The sequence below is a fragment of the Viridibacillus sp. KH_047 genome (assembly GCF_057838945.1).
In genome coordinates this window covers 3878336-3893375 of the sequence record NZ_CM174479.1, presented here as the reverse complement: position 1 = coordinate 3893375, position 15040 = coordinate 3878336, and the positions used below count along the sequence as shown (strand labels likewise).

The window sequence follows — 15040 nt, the reverse complement described above, 5'->3', positions numbered from 1 at the left end:
GAAATTTAATTCGTTTCCTAGTAAAAACATTAACAGGAAATTAAAGTAGGACAGAAAAGCTGAGATGGAAATCTATTCATTTTTGCAGTATGATGTGATTCAGATGGGGTGTTTAACGTGATAATTGATGAACAAATTGTGAATTGGTTTGAGTATTTTCATGCGAATCCTGAAATTAGCTGGGAAGAACATGAAACAACAAAAAAAATTGCGTCTATATTAGATGAGTTAAACATTTCTTATAGACTACTTGGAGATGTGCCAGGTTTACTGGCGGAAATCGGTGAAGGGGAAGATGTAGTAGCAGTACGTGCCGATATCGATGCTTTATGGCAAGAGGTTGATGGCGAATGGCGTGCAAACCATTCATGTGGTCATGATGCCAATATATCGATGGTATTAGGTGCACTATTACATTTAAAAGATCAAAAGTTAAATCATCGTGTTCGTTTTATCTTCCAACCAGCTGAAGAAAAAGGAAACGGTGCTGTTGCTGCTTTTGAAAGAGGGGCAGTTGAGGATGTTACCCATTTATTTGGTGTGCATTTACGTCCTATTGAGGAACTTAAATTAGGGCAAGTATCCCCAGCTATCCACCATGGAGCGGCAGTATTTTTAGAGGGAAGTATCCATGGAACAGATGCCCATGGCGCACGACCACATCAAGGACAAAATGCTATTGATGTTGTAGTAGCTATACAACAAATGGTGAAGAGTATTTATATATCGCCATTTGAGCCACATTCATTGAAATTAACGAAAATTGTAGCAGATGGCGGGAGTATCAATATTATTCCAGGTGGCGCAAGCTTTACGATGGATGTACGCGCGCAGAAAAACGGTGTATTAAAAGAGATACAATCTAAAGTTGAACATGGCTTAGAAGGAATCAAGCAACAATTTAATGTAGACATTAAATGGAACTGGGTGGATTTAACACCAGGTGCAGAAGTATCTTCTGAAGCTACAAAGATGGCAGAAGAGGCGATTATTGAAGTGTTAAGTAAAGAGCATTTATCGCCAGCAGTTGTCACACCAGGTAGCGATGATTTTCACTTCTACACAGTGTTAAAACCAGAATTAAAAGCGACAATGATCGGTATTGGCGCCAATTTAGCCCCAGGGTTACATCATCCTAAAATGACTTTTGAAAGAGAAGCTTTACTAGATGCTGCTAAAGTATTAGCGAAAGTACTTTCAAAAACTCTAGTGAAATAATTTAAGAACCTATGCGAAGAAAATCTTTGCATAGGTTTTTTATTTTTTAGTAATTTCAGTTAGATGAATTTTGCTAGTTTATGTACCAAATATGCTAACGCTTTCAAAAAAAGGTTTGACTCAAAAAGAAGTGGCCATTACTATTATTATAATAGTGTTTATTTATAGACTATTCTAAACTGTTTATATTTTCGCAAAGGGGTTGTGAGAAATGAAAAAGGAGATTAGTGCAGGTTGGGCTGGTTTAACATTTTTGATTATGATTATCACAATGTGTGTATCAGTCGTGAAATTTGGTCAAAGTCCACATGTGCCATTAATTGTGGGTACAATTGTAGCGGCGATTGTTGCTTGGAAGCATGGTTATAAATGGACAGAGATTGAAGGCATGATGTATAAGGGGATACGTCTTGCATTACCAGCAATAGTAATAATAATGTTAGTTGGGCTAACGATTGGCGCGTGGATTGGTGGAGGAGTCGTAGCAACGATGATTTTCTACGGTTTGAAAATTATTTCTCCAGCATGGTTTTTAGTAACGATTATGCTTATTTGTTCAATTGTGTCACTAGCTATCGGAAGTTCATGGTCTACAATGGCTACAATTGGTGTAGCTGGAATGGGTATTGGCTTAAGTATGGGGATTCCTGCTGCAATGATTGCAGGGGCGGTTATTTCTGGTTCTTATTTTGGTGACAAGATGTCTCCACTTTCTGATACAACGAATTTAGCTGCGGGTTTAACAGATACAAATTTGTTTGATCATATTAAGCATATGTTTTATACAACAATTCCTGCGTTACTTATTTCGTTAGTTGTATTTGGCATTCTTGGTCGACAGTTTTCATCTTCTTCTATGGATATCGAAAAAATTGAAGGAACATTAAGTGTTTTACAAGAAAGCTTTGTTATTTCGCCATGGTTATTATTAGTACCGGTTATTGTAATAGCATTAGTAGCGAAAAAAGTACCTGCTATCCCGGCTTTAATTGTCGGTATTTTACTAGGGTTTATCGCTCAAATCTTAGTGCAGGGCGGTGCACCAGCAGATGCATTGAATACTTTGCAAGAAGGATTTAAACTAGAAACAGACAATGAAATGGTCTATGAATTGTTTAATCGTGGTGGTTTAGATTCAATGATGTTCACTGTCTCGATGACCCTTGTTGCGATGACTTTTGGCGGTGTATTAGAGTATTCTGGTATGCTTCAATCAATGATGAATATTATTGTGAAGGCAGCAAAATCAACGGGTAGCTTAGTTGCTGCAACAATTGCCTCTTGTATTACAACAAATGCAACTTGTTCGGAGCAATACATATCAATTGTTGTACCTTCTCGTATGTTCGTTAAGGTTTATAAAGATAGAGGATTGCACTCCAAAAACTTATCACGTACTTTAGAAGATGGCGGTACATTGACGTCGGTGTTCTTCCCTTGGAATACGTGTGGTGTATTTATACTAGCAACACTAGGTGTAAGCGCGTTCGAATATGCGCCGTATGCGATATTGAATTTTACTGTACCAATTCTTTCAATTATTTATGGATATATTGGGTTTTCTATCGTTAAATTAACGCCGGAAGAACAGGCATTATTAAAGAGTAATGAAGCGGAGTTAAAAGAGGAAGAAGATTTAAATAGTGTACCTGCACTAGATTAATAGGCAAAAGCCTTCTAGCATATTTGATGTCTAGAAGGCTTTATTAATTGTATGTGGAGAAATTCAGTTCATATAAACTACGTGGTCGGCCTTGCTGATATGTCATTTCTTCTCCAACAATTTTAGCGTAGTTATGTTCAACAAGTTTTTTTAGAATACGCTCTGTTGTTCTCCGTGTTACTTGTAAATATTCGGATAAATCATGAGCTGTAAATTGTAACGACTGTCTCGCTTTACTAAAGGCCATAATTTTAGAAATGTTGAGTGGACTAAGTTTTGTTTCCTTTGCCATAAGGACAATATAAGGGTCTTTTGCTTGTAATGATAATGTCGTGGTGGTATTTGGAAATGGTCCTTGTAATTCCTTGTTTTCAGTTAAGATATAAATAGCATTAGGTGAAGCATATTTTAAAGCTTGTTGTGCATTCCTTTGAGCTTCTAGTATAGATTCACCATAACCAAAGACAAGCTTCACCGGTTTTTCTGAATCAGTAAAAAAAGACTCGAGTTTATTTTGGGTTAGTGCATTTTGTAAATGTCCATATGTTGTGAATAATTCAAAACGGCAATCATCTATTTGTTGATATGAAGCATGGATGGTTGAAGCTAATTGTTCAACAATTTGTAATGTATTATGAGCAGCGTCATGAAATTCTATAAGTCCGGCAACGGCTTTTGCAGACTCCAATTTTGTTAATTGTGATAGAGATATAGATTCATTTAGACGCCGGATAATCGAACTTTTTGGATCAAGCATACGTATAACAGGTATACCCAATGCCGTTAATTCATCATAAATAGCATGAATACTCGTTATGACTAAGTCAATTTGCTTTGACTGCCAAAGAGCAATATGATTTGTAAGTAATTGCTTAGTTGGTGTCGATAATTCAATTTCTTGCATGAATGGTAATGGACCTTCATATTGGATATCATATAAGACATTTTGTATAAAAGTTGAGCTCATTACATCAATAGATAGCCGATCAATCGTGACATCGTGATTAGAGATGGCAGAAAGAATGGTCGTTGATATCATCGTTTCATCTTGTTTTATATATGTCCAAGGTATTGGCCATTGTCTTAATAAGTGCTGGGCATATAAATAAGGCAATGTCCCTGCCAACAGTAGAACATCACAAGGTTTTACTTGTTTCATTAAATTAGGTGTTTCTTCTGGTGAATTGTAAATATAAAAATCTAATTGTATATGTGGTACTTCATGTGAGATAATATTGAGACGATTCATAAATGCTTTTGAACAAATGACTGCTATTTTTGTTGACATATAATATGACTCCCTTGTTATATTTTTTTACTAATTAGCGACTATTTAACGACAACTATAACAGCTCGTAAATAAAAAGAAAAGGGTGAATATAAATGAAAATAACTGAAATTGAAATTTTTGCTATCGAACTACCTTTAATTGAACCATTCATTGTTAGCTATGACACATATCCATCAATGCCCTCTATAATTGTGAAAATGACTACGGATGAGGGAATTATAGGTTACGGTGAGTCTGTCCCTGATGAACATGTAACAGGGGAGACTTGGGAAAGCACCTATGCTGTATTAAAAAACCAACTTGCACCATTAATGATTGGTCAAGATCCAATGGCATTCGAAAAGATTCACGCATTAATGGATAAGGCAGTTTATCAAGTGCCTGCAGCAAAAGCAGCAATTGATATTGCTTGTTTCGATATAGCAGGAAAAAAATTAGATATACCAGTCTATCAATTAATCGGTGGTCGTTATCATGAGAAATTCCCAATAACACATGTACTAAGCATTGGTACACCTGAAAAGATGGCAAATGAAGCAGAAGAGCGTGTAAGACAAGGCTACCGCTCATTCAAAATGAAAGTCGGAACAGAAGTCATGAAGGACGTAGAACGTATTCAAGCAGTGCGTGAGCGCGTTGGCTTTGATATCGCAATCCGTGTGGATGTCAATCAAGGATGGGGAAATAGCTCAACAACTTTACGCGGTTTACGAGCATTACGAGACGTTGACTTAGATTGGTTAGAGCAACCTGTTGTTGCGGACGACATTGATGCGATGGTAGAAATAAAATCTAAAACAGACATTCCTTTAATGATTGACGAAGGCTTACATGGTGTAAAAGAAATGCGTGAAATAATTGCTAAACGCGCTGCTGATAAGGTCAATATTAAACTGATGAAATGCGGAGGTATTTATCCAGCGATGAAATTAGCAACAATGGCTGAAATGGCAGGAATTGAATGTCAAATCGGATCCATGGTAGAATCATCAGTCGGTTCTGCGGCTGGATTCCATGTTGCATTCTCAAAAAAAATTATGACAAGTGTCGAGTTAACAGGACCATTAAAATTCTCAAAAGATGTAGGTAACTTAAAATATGATGTACCATTTATTTATTTAAATGAGCGTCCTGGATTAGGCATTGATGTAGATGAGGCTGTCCTACAAGAACTTTGCCACTACTCGCATGTAGTGAAATAACAGTTGGAGGAGGGCTTGAATGAACAGTATATATAAAGGTCATTTAGGTGAAACACCATTTGATATACGCTTATTAGCAATGGAACATTTACCGGTAATACAACAATTACAAACTATTGTTTATAATGCATTACCAGATCAATCAGTGTTACAGCCGCTATCACAAGAGGAATTTGAATATATTCTTCATGGCAACGGCTTAATGATTGGAGCATTTGTAGGAGAAGAGCTAATTGCATTCCGTGCACTTCTTGAGCCTGAAATGGATGATGAGCATCTTGGACGTGATTGTGGAGTAGAAGAATCACAATTACCACGTGTTTTATACCAAGAAATTTCAAATGTTTCGCCTGATTATCGTGGCTTTGGTCTTCAAAAGACATTGGCTAAAGTTATTATGGAACAGGTAGATGTGGAACGTTTTGATTATATTTGTGCAACAGTAAAGCCGTTCAATATCCCAAGCCTAAAAGATAAATTTTCTCAAGGTATGATGGTTGCAGCTTTAAAATTAAAATATGGTGGCAAGCTTCGTTATGTGTTTTTCAAAAAAACAACTGAAGAGGTATTGTCATTCCATGAATCTTATAAAGTATTAATGAGTGATACCATTACGCAGCAACAGCTATTAAAAGAAGGTTGGCTTGGTGTACAAATGTTCCTAGAAAATGACGAATGGTTTGTAGAGTATAAAAGAATGAAATGAGTATGAGCCACTTTCGATAAAGAAGGTGGCTTTTTAATATAAAGATATAGATAAAGAAGAACATAATATGTTGATGATACAAGCTTCAAAAAAGGTTACAATACTTATTGAAGTACATAGAATTAACTGAATTGAGGAGTGAATTTATTGAATAAGATCCCTGTAATATTAGACTGTGATCCTGGTATTGACGACGCAATGATGCTAACACTTGCTTTTGCAAGACCTGAGTTAGATATTCGTTTAGTAACAACGGAAGCTGGAAACGTATCGCAAGATAAAACAACGTATAATGCACTTAGTTTCTTAACGTATATTAAACAAGATGTTGAAGTAGCTAGAGGCCTAGATACTCCTATGTTCCGTACATTAGAAGTGGCTGAAGATATTCATGGTGAAGGTGGATTAGGCAATGTGAAATGGGCGGAGCCAACTCTGCAAACGAGTAAACGCTCAGCTGTAAATGCAATGCGTGAAACGCTTTTAGCTAGTGATGAGCCTATGATCATAGTAGCGACTGGCCCACTAACAAACGTAGCAGCGTTATTATTAGCACACCCAGAAGTAAAACCGAAAATTAAAATGATTTCATGGATGGGTGGAGCAGTAGTAGGTGGTAATATGTCAACAACTGCTGAATTTAATGCTTATGTTGATCCACATGCGGTAGAATTAGTGTTCCGTTCAGGTTTACCGATTGTTATGAGTGGCTTAGATGTAACGCATAAAGCATATATTACCCTTGATGAAATGGAACGATTAAGCAAGTCAGGAACCTCATTTGCTGAAAAAGTTTCTGAGATGATGAAATTTTATACATTCACACAATCACAAACACCATTTCATGCTCCAAATTTCGAAAAACAAATTCGTGTACATGATGTGTGTGCAGTTGCTTATCTTGTTGCTCCAGAGTTATTCCAAGGTGGAGACTACTTTGTAGAAGTGGAGTTGGAAGGCCGTTTAACAGCAGGTTCAACAATTGTTGATTATGAAGGTAAAACAGGTAAAGCTCCTAATGTTAAAGTACTACATACAGTTAATCGTGAAGGATTTATCGAATTATTCTTTAATGCTGTGAATACGATTGGTAAACAACTAGCTTAAGGAAGAAGTATTTAAAAACTATTTGATATCTTTTTGGATATCAAGTAGTTTTTTTAGTAGTATTATTTTGCACTAATATAGATGGAAAAATAATTTAGTTTTTATAATATAAAAATTTAAAGCTATTAATCAAGAAACAATATTTGAAGTTCCGCAGTTGTAATGTTTACTAAAAATGCTATGCAGAAAAAGGAGTAAATTAATTTATGTCTAAAAATATTATAGTAGCAGGTAGTATTAATATTGACCTTGTATATGAAGTGCCTCATATAGTAAAAGAAGGTGAAACTATTCACAGTACGAAGCATGATCTGTATTTTGGGGGAAAAGGAGCTAATCAGGCAGTCACTGCAGGGCAGCTAGGCGCAGACGTCAAATTTATCGGGAGCGTTGGAGCCGATGACCATGGCAATCGTGCGAAAGAGAATATGGAGAGAAAAGGCGTTAAAACTGAAGCGATTTCTTCTAAAGGTGCAACTGGCCAAGCAATTATTCAGCTTTCTGATGTTGGAGAAAATTCGATTGTCCTATTTCCTGGCGCCAATTTCCTTGTAACACCTGAGCAGATCCAAGAATCGGAAGCTGCTTTTGAAGCAAGTGATATATTGTTATTACAGTTGGAGATACCTATTGAAGCAGTAGAAAAGGCTGCAGAGCTTGCATATGCAAATGGAGTGAAAATTATTTTAAATCCAGCGCCTGCGCGTGATATTCCAGATTCGCTGTTACAGAAAGTATCAATTTTAACACCTAATGAAACAGAACTTGAATTATTAACAGGAATTACAGCAGATTCAGAAGAAAACTTGCAAAAGGCATGTTCTATTATGCTTGGAAAAGGTGTGCAAGCAGTAGTCGTAACGCTTGGGAGTAAGGGGGCGTTTTATATGACTTCCGAAGAAAGTGGATTCGTAGCAGCTGAAATGGCAAAAGTAGTGGATACAACAGGAGCAGGGGATTCCTTTAACGGAGCTTTAGCAGTTGCATTATGTCATGGAGATTTGCTTACAGATGCTATTGCATACGCTTCAAAAGTAGCGGCATTTGTTGTAACTGAAATGGGGGCTCAACCAGATATCCCAGCAGAATTCGGTAGATAATTTATTTTTATGAATAGGTTATATTTAAATGTCATTTCATCGGAATTTTAATTCTATGAAATGACATTTTTATTATTTTTAGAAACACAGGTAATAATTGACATTATGTTAACTATACATTACATTATGTATATAATAATTAACGTATAGGAGTTTGTTATATGCTACGGAATCGAGTGAAAGAATTACGAGCACGTCACGGGTTTTCACAAACTGAGCTTGGATCTCGTACTGGAGTTACGAGACAAACAATAGGTTTTATTGAAAAAGGGGAGTTTTCTCCTTCAATAACACTTTCATTACGGTTGGCAAAACATTTACAAGTTTCTGTTGACGATTTATTTTGGTTAGAGGGGGAGGATGAAATATGAAAAAAAGTGACCTACGTGTTCAATATCCACTTTGGAATATTGCTCTAATTATTATTTTAATGATATTTAGTTATGGTGTTGTTCGTTGTTCGGATATTTTATTTTCAATGATACGATCATTAATTGATAATGATGGTGGTGTAGTAGTAGCTAGAATAGATATGACAGCAATCGTTACGATACTTGTGGGTTTAGTATTGTTAGTACCTTTTTATAGCGCCTATTTCCAAAAGTTGTCCAAACATAACAAACAGCATCCAAATAACAAAATATCTTTATTTTCATTTCAACCACCTGAATACATTGAAGAAGATGAAATGTTCCGACAAGTAACGCAAAAAGCAACGAAAAAAGTATATAGTTTTTACACAATGGCAATACCAATGACAATCGCAATTATGCTTTTTCCACTTAATCGTTATTTTTTCATTGTTATTCTTTGTTTAATTTTTATAATTCAAAATTTGTTGTACTACAAAGAAATTCGTAAATACATTGTAGAGATATAAAATATCATTATTTTATATCGCCGCTAAAACCTAAAGAAGCTGTGCATAAAAGTATTTATGAATACTTTATGCACAGCTTCTTTTATTTGCAATATAGCCATTTTAAGCTTCCATATCATCTACTGATCGTGAGTATTTCCGTTTTGTAGAAGAGGTTGATTTTGTTCCATGATGATTGTCTTCATCTTTCACTTTATCATTTAGCTCTTCAACAGGAATGGCATCAACGGTTTGCATATCTTCATGCAAATCGAACAAGCTAATGGAATCGGTAGCAACAACATCAGGATTATCTAGATATGGCAAATCAGCGAAAATCTTTTTATCAGCTGGTATTTCAGGTCTCTCCATTTAATCACACTCCCTTGTATATAGAAGTGTGCTCGAACTGGTTTATGATTATGCACCAAATGCCATTTGATAAAGTAAATATAAATTTAAGAAAATTACGATCGCAGCAACTATCCAGCCAACAATTGTAGTAATTTTATAATTTACGAGCTCGCCCATGATTGTTTTGTTACTTGTAAAGATGATAAGGGGAACGAGCGCAAATGCGATACCAAATGATAAAATGACTTGGCTTAATACCAATGCATAAGTTGCGTTAACACCAAATGCAATAATAGCAAGAGGCGGAAACATCGTAATAGCTCGTCGTAAATAAATTGGGATTTTTTTCCGAATAAATCCTTGCATTACGATATCACCAGCCATCGTACCTACTGAAGAACTCGCTAGACCAGCAATCAATAATCCGAGACCAAAAGAAATACCAGCCATCGGTCCGATATATTGTGTTAAACCTTCAAATGCAACATCTAAATCTTCAACAGCAATACCTTTTTTAAAGAATACAGCAGCTGCAACAATCAACATACTCATATTAATTGCTCCAGCAATTACCATAGCAATGACAATATCGATTAATTCAAAATGGAAAATTTTCCTCTTTTCTTCATTAGTACGGCCAATAACACGACTTTGTGTTAGAGAAGAATGTAAATAAATTGCATGAGGCATAACAGTTGCTCCTAAAATACCTGTTGCAAGTAAGATGGAATCTATACCTTCAAATCGTGGTGTGAAAATACCTGAAATGACACCACCGACATCGGGTTTCGCCATAAATGTTTGAAAGGCAAATGCTGCAACAACAATTAAAACCATTCCAGATATGCCTGCTTCAAATGCACGATATCCACGACGTTGTAATTCTAATATAGCAAATGAACCAGCAGCTGTAATAAGCGCTGCAGGTAACATTGGAATACCGAATAGTAAGTACAGCCCTAGAGCAGCACCTATAAATTCAGCTAAATCGGTTGCCATAATAACTAGTTCAGCTTGTATCCACAAAAATATTGATGTTTTTTTAGAAAAGTTTTCACGAGCAACTTCCGGTAAATTTTTTCCTGTAGCAATCCCTAATTTTGCAGAAAGAGATTGGATAAGGACAGCCATTAAGTTAGAAACCGCAATTACCCATAATAGTAAATAGCCATATTCTGAGCCGGCAGTAATATTCGTTGCAAAATTTCCTGGGTCTATATAAGCGACTGCAGCGATAAAGGCTGGACCTAAAAATGGTAAAATGCGTCTGAAACCCTTCACATCACCTTTTAATACATCCTCAGCGGTAGGGCCTCGAAAACGTTTATAGACAGTCTTCTCTCTAGCTTGCGTCATAGTTTCCCTCACTCTCAAAATTGTTGTGTGAACAATAAAGTTTCCTCAAGGAAACTTTCGGTGTTTACAGTATAATCCTCAATTTGGAAATTGTAAAGAAAAATTTATGATTTTTCTAATCAAAAAAACATTTAATTTTTTGGTTTTTTATAGATAGGAAAGAAAATCCTTATTTTAAAGGGCAGAAGCCACATTGTAACCATCCTGGCACGTCTTTTGAGAAACAACATGTCTTACGAACAGGTATATTGACTAATTTAGATGGATGTTGACCACCAGTATACTTTGCGAACTGAGATCGCTTTAAGAACTTAGACCATACTTTGTCACCCTCTAAAATGTCTAAATCAATACGTGCCTGATCTTCAGTTCCAGGATTAGAAAGTAGGGTGTGAAAATGCCATAGCATATATCCGAAAATGTTTTCCCATAGCATTAATGGAGAAACAGATGTAATTTTGCGTAACTGCTGGATGATTTCATGACATTGTGTGAGCAAAATATGTGCAATTACTTCCTCACGTTCCGTATCATCAACAACACGCCAATCATCTTCCTTAATAAATGTGCAGAGCGCTGTTCTACCAAATTCTTCACGTGCTCCAAAATGGATTGAGGAAACATCGCTATCCCAAACTTCGTCATATGTACTAAGCATGTAAAACTGCATAGCGATGAACATGCCATAACGTTTTGTGAAATATGAAATCGCAGTTGTTTCTGACGTTACACCACTTATGGCATACATAAGATTCATAAAATCAGGGAGAAATGAATCATCTTGCAATTGATCTAGCCGGAAGAGTACTATTGATGGCTCGTCCGTATATACGCTGTATGCATTTAGTTGCTGTCTTTGATCCTTAGATAAAGTACCCATTTAATCACCTCTTACAAATTACTATACAATAAAATTTTAAAGACTTATTGGATTAATATTTATACTTTCATAGAAAAAAGAAAGTAACAATTTCCAAACTGTAAAATATAAGTGAATTTTCAATATAATACTTGACTCTTTATATGATAATGATTATCATTATCATATAAAGAAAAACCTCCTTTACAACATAGCGAGTAGAGAAGGACTTTAATTAGCTACTTTTCTCCAAAATTTAGCTAAACAATACAATGTGTTCTTAAACCCCCCTCAAAAGTTTAAGAATATATCGATAAAACTGGAACGGTAAGCCTATAGTGGCTTGCCGTTTTTTGTTGTGCTTTAACGCTTTCATTTATCTAGCTTTAAATGAAAACAAACGCTCACTGAGTTTCCACAGTGGGCGTTTGCTTTTTCTTCATCAACATTGTGTAATAGCTATGTAAGAACATTCCGATGATGATAACAGCTAAGCCGAATAGGGCGAGTGGCACTGGTAAAGGAATACCTAAGATAATCATCTCTCCTGCAATAACGAATAGAATTTCAGTCGATTGTGTTGCTTCAACGGCTGCAAGTTTTCCTTGGTTATTACGGACACGATCTGTTGCGATAAAGAAAAGGATAGTCGCTATAACACCTGAGCTAATCCCAACAAGAAGTGAATTAATCACTTGGCTAGCAGAAGGCAACCCGACTGTTATTAGAGCAATAACAGCTAAAATAATCCAAGCAGGAAGCGAAGCGATGGTCATGCCAAGAACCCTTTGGAAGGTATCTAAGCGACCATCACACACATCCATCATCTTACGGTTGCCAAGTGGATAAGCAAACGCTGCAACAATAACTGGCAAGATGCCTAGCATTAAGCTTTCTGCAGATACTGTTTTAACACTAGGAATTTGAATTAATATAATCCCAACTAAAATAATGCACGATATAAGCAATGACAAGATAGGAATCTTCTGTCGTATTGTTTTTTCACCAAGTCGTATGAAAAAAAGTGGTGCTAATAATACGCCTGCAACAATTGTAAATTGCCATGTACCCGATACGAGCCAACCAGGTCCATAAGCTGCCGCGAATGTTAACGGTGCATAAAATAGAACGAACCCAACAAAGCTCCATATTAGCCAAGCTTTAGGTTGTTTTTTCATTTCCTTTGTCATTGGTTTTACGCCTTTACGGTACATCACAATAACTAGTAAAAAGGGAATCATGAAAAAGTAACGTAATGATGAGCTCCATAGCCAGCTACCACCATCTAACTCCATTACTCGATTTAATATAAAAGTTACAGCAAAAAATAATGACGCTAAAACACCTAAAGCAATTTCTTTCAAAATACCACCTACCTATTAATACACTTTATGCTCGTTGTTCAAATAATTGGACAATTTCTATGATAACTTCAGTAGCTTTAACCATTGTTTCAGCAGAAACATACTCGAATTTACCATGCATATTTTCGCCACCAGCGAAGATATTCGGAGTAGGCATTCCCATATATGAAAGTTGAGACCCATCTGTACCACCACGAACTGGTAAAATAAGAGGTTTGATATTTAGGTTTTCCATTGCTGTATAGGCTACATCAACAATATCTTTTTGTGGTTCAATTTTTTCAGCCATATTATAGTATTGATCTGCTATTTCAACAGTAATGGCATCTTCACCGAACTCAGCTTTAATTTTAGCTTCAACTTCTTTAAATAATTGTTTTCTTGATTCAAATTCTTCGCGGTCAAAGTATCGAATGATATAAGAAAGTCTTGCTTCTTCAATATGGGCGTTGAAGTTCATTAGGTGAACGAATCCTTCATGGCCAGATGTTTTTTCGGGTACTTCATCTGCAGGCATATAAGATTGGAATTTAATAGCCATCGTAATAGCGTTGACCATTTTATCTTTGGCAGAGCCTGGGTGTACACTCACGCCAAAAGTTTTTACTTTTACTCCAGCTGCGTTGAAGCTCTCATATTGTAATTCACCTAAAGGGCCACCATCCATTGTATATGCAAAATCAGCATTAAATGCTTCAACATCAAATTTATGTGGTCCACGGCCGATTTCTTCATCAGGTGTGAAGGCAACTCGGATTTTTCCGTGTTTAATATCAGGATTAGCAATTAAATATTCCATAGCTGTCATGATTTCAACAATACCCGCTTTATCATCAGCACCAAGTAATGTAGTACCATCAGTAGTGATCAATGTTTGCCCTACATAATTGGCAAGCTCTGGTGAATTTTTTGGAGATAGAATTGTGTTTTCATTTAATTGAATATCTCCACCATCGTAATTGTCGTGACGCTGTGGTTTAACATTTGTACCAGTATAATCAGTAGCAGTATCAACGTGTGCCAGGAAACCAATTGTTGGTAATTGTTTGTCTGAATTAGCTGGTAGAGTAGCAAACAGGTATCCATTTTCATCAAGAGAGATTTCAGTCATACCGATTTCGGCTAATTCTTTCTCAAGTACATGAAGTAAATCCCATTGTTTTTCAGTTGATGGAGTTGTTTCGCTTTCAGCATCAGATTGTGTGTCAATTTGTGCATAACGTACTAGTCTTTCAATCACTGTTTCCTTCATATTGGAATATCCCCCTTATTGTAAAAGCATTGTCACTATTCTAACACTTTCTTTCGTATGACGGAATAATTAGAAATACTAATAGCAAATAATAGCTGGGCACTGTAATAGCTCACCATAATAAGCGCATGCGAAAAAGGTACATCTGTAATGAACATATTAATCGATAATATTGAGTCTGAGAAAATAAATGATAGTGCCCCTATTGTAGCAAGCTTCGTGTTTGTCTGAATAGCTGTCCAACCCATTGTTAAAATAACAGTGATATATGCTATGACAGCAACACCTAAAATGATGTCCCCAGTTTTAAAGACAGTCCCAGCAATCCAAATAGCCATAAATACTCCATAAAGTAATAAAAGGATAGCTGCAGGTTTAGCAATCATTTTTTCTTTAAGTTGTACAAATGCAACGATGTAGCAAATATGACCGATTAAAAAACTAGTTAATCCAAATAAAAACCATTGGAGCGTTGCGTCTCCAATCATACAAAAGAGTAAGCCAAGTAGTAACCAATTTTTATAACTTGTATTAAGAGGTGCTTTTTGAAGAGAAGCTAACCAAATAATGAGAAGCATAGGAATTACTTTAAAGATAAGTTTTATATTCGCTGGTTCAGCAGGTATAAAGAAAATATAAATGAAACCTAATAGAATGATTAAGCTAATGAGAATTTTTTGTTTCATATTCTCACCTCCCTTCATTAAAG

At 35.9% G+C, this 15040-nt stretch carries 15 protein-coding genes; 8 read left to right on the top strand and 7 right to left on the bottom strand.

Annotated elements, in window-relative coordinates; all coding sequences use genetic code 11:
* Positions 1-117: 117 nt before the first annotated feature.
* Positions 118-1218: an amidohydrolase gene (locus AC3IS5_RS19020; RefSeq protein WP_489425795.1), complete on the top strand. Its 1101-nt coding sequence runs from the start codon at positions 118-120 to the stop codon at positions 1216-1218.
* 211 nt (positions 1219-1429) lie between these two features.
* A complete protein-coding gene (gene nhaC, locus AC3IS5_RS19015; RefSeq protein ID WP_489425794.1) occupies positions 1430-2881 on the top strand; it encodes a Na+/H+ antiporter NhaC in 1452 nt (483 codons plus the stop codon).
* Positions 2882-2924: 43 nt separating this feature from the next.
* On the opposite strand, the gene AC3IS5_RS19010 is transcribed toward nhaC, so the two are convergent.
* Positions 2925-4169 carry a hypothetical protein gene (locus AC3IS5_RS19010; RefSeq protein WP_489425793.1) on the bottom strand — a complete coding sequence of 415 codons (1245 nt, stop codon included), beginning with the start codon at positions 4167-4169 and terminating at the stop codon, positions 2925-2927.
* A 95-nt stretch (positions 4170-4264) separates the two neighbouring features.
* On the opposite strand from AC3IS5_RS19010, the gene AC3IS5_RS19005 reads away from it, so the two are divergent.
* The 6 genes from AC3IS5_RS19005 (at position 4265) to AC3IS5_RS18980 (ending at position 9167) form a co-directional block, all read left to right on the top strand.
* Complete coding sequence (locus AC3IS5_RS19005; RefSeq protein ID WP_489425792.1) at positions 4265-5374, top strand: mandelate racemase/muconate lactonizing enzyme family protein; 1110 nt, start codon at positions 4265-4267, stop codon at positions 5372-5374.
* Positions 5375-5393: 19 nt separating this feature from the next.
* On the top strand, positions 5394-6080 hold the full coding sequence (locus AC3IS5_RS19000; protein ID WP_489425791.1) for a GNAT family N-acetyltransferase: 687 nt from the start codon (positions 5394-5396) through the stop codon (positions 6078-6080).
* A gap of 147 nt (positions 6081-6227) precedes the next feature.
* Positions 6228-7187 (top strand): nucleoside hydrolase, encoded by a 960-nt coding sequence (locus tag AC3IS5_RS18995; protein ID WP_489425790.1) that lies wholly within the window; start codon positions 6228-6230, stop codon positions 7185-7187.
* A 206-nt stretch (positions 7188-7393) separates the two neighbouring features.
* Positions 7394-8287, top strand: a complete 894-nt coding sequence (gene rbsK, locus AC3IS5_RS18990) for a ribokinase (RefSeq protein ID WP_489425789.1) — start codon at positions 7394-7396, stop codon at positions 8285-8287.
* Positions 8288-8448: 161 nt separating this feature from the next.
* Positions 8449-8658 carry a helix-turn-helix transcriptional regulator gene (locus AC3IS5_RS18985; protein ID WP_193738191.1) on the top strand — a complete coding sequence of 70 codons (210 nt, stop codon included), beginning with the start codon at positions 8449-8451 and terminating at the stop codon, positions 8656-8658.
* Positions 8655-9167, top strand: a complete 513-nt coding sequence (locus AC3IS5_RS18980; protein ID WP_489425788.1) for a hypothetical protein — start codon at positions 8655-8657, stop codon at positions 9165-9167. The genes AC3IS5_RS18985 and AC3IS5_RS18980 overlap by 4 nt, the downstream gene beginning before the upstream one ends.
* 102 nt (positions 9168-9269) lie before the next feature.
* On the opposite strand, the gene AC3IS5_RS18975 is transcribed toward AC3IS5_RS18980, so the two are convergent.
* The 6 genes from AC3IS5_RS18975 to AC3IS5_RS18950 form a co-directional block, all read right to left on the bottom strand.
* Positions 9270-9518, bottom strand: coding sequence for a hypothetical protein (locus tag AC3IS5_RS18975; RefSeq protein ID WP_489425787.1), 249 nt, complete (start codon positions 9516-9518; stop codon positions 9270-9272).
* A gap of 48 nt (positions 9519-9566) precedes the next feature.
* Positions 9567-10856 carry an Nramp family divalent metal transporter gene (locus tag AC3IS5_RS18970; protein ID WP_489425786.1) on the bottom strand — a complete coding sequence of 430 codons (1290 nt, stop codon included), beginning with the start codon at positions 10854-10856 and terminating at the stop codon, positions 9567-9569.
* Positions 10857-11025: 169 nt separating this feature from the next.
* A complete protein-coding gene (locus AC3IS5_RS18965) occupies positions 11026-11736 on the bottom strand; it encodes a Fe-S oxidoreductase (protein WP_489425785.1) in 711 nt (236 codons plus the stop codon).
* Positions 11737-12119: 383 nt separating this feature from the next.
* Positions 12120-13079: a DMT family transporter gene (locus tag AC3IS5_RS18960; RefSeq protein ID WP_489425784.1), complete on the bottom strand. Its 960-nt coding sequence runs from the start codon at positions 13077-13079 to the stop codon at positions 12120-12122.
* Between the two features lie 25 nt (positions 13080-13104).
* Positions 13105-14331, bottom strand: coding sequence for a peptidase T (gene pepT / locus AC3IS5_RS18955; RefSeq protein WP_489425783.1), 1227 nt, complete (start codon positions 14329-14331; stop codon positions 13105-13107).
* Between the two features lie 35 nt (positions 14332-14366).
* A complete protein-coding gene (locus AC3IS5_RS18950) occupies positions 14367-15017 on the bottom strand; it encodes a lysoplasmalogenase (protein WP_489425782.1) in 651 nt (216 codons plus the stop codon).
* Between the last annotated feature and the right edge of the window lie 23 nt (positions 15018-15040).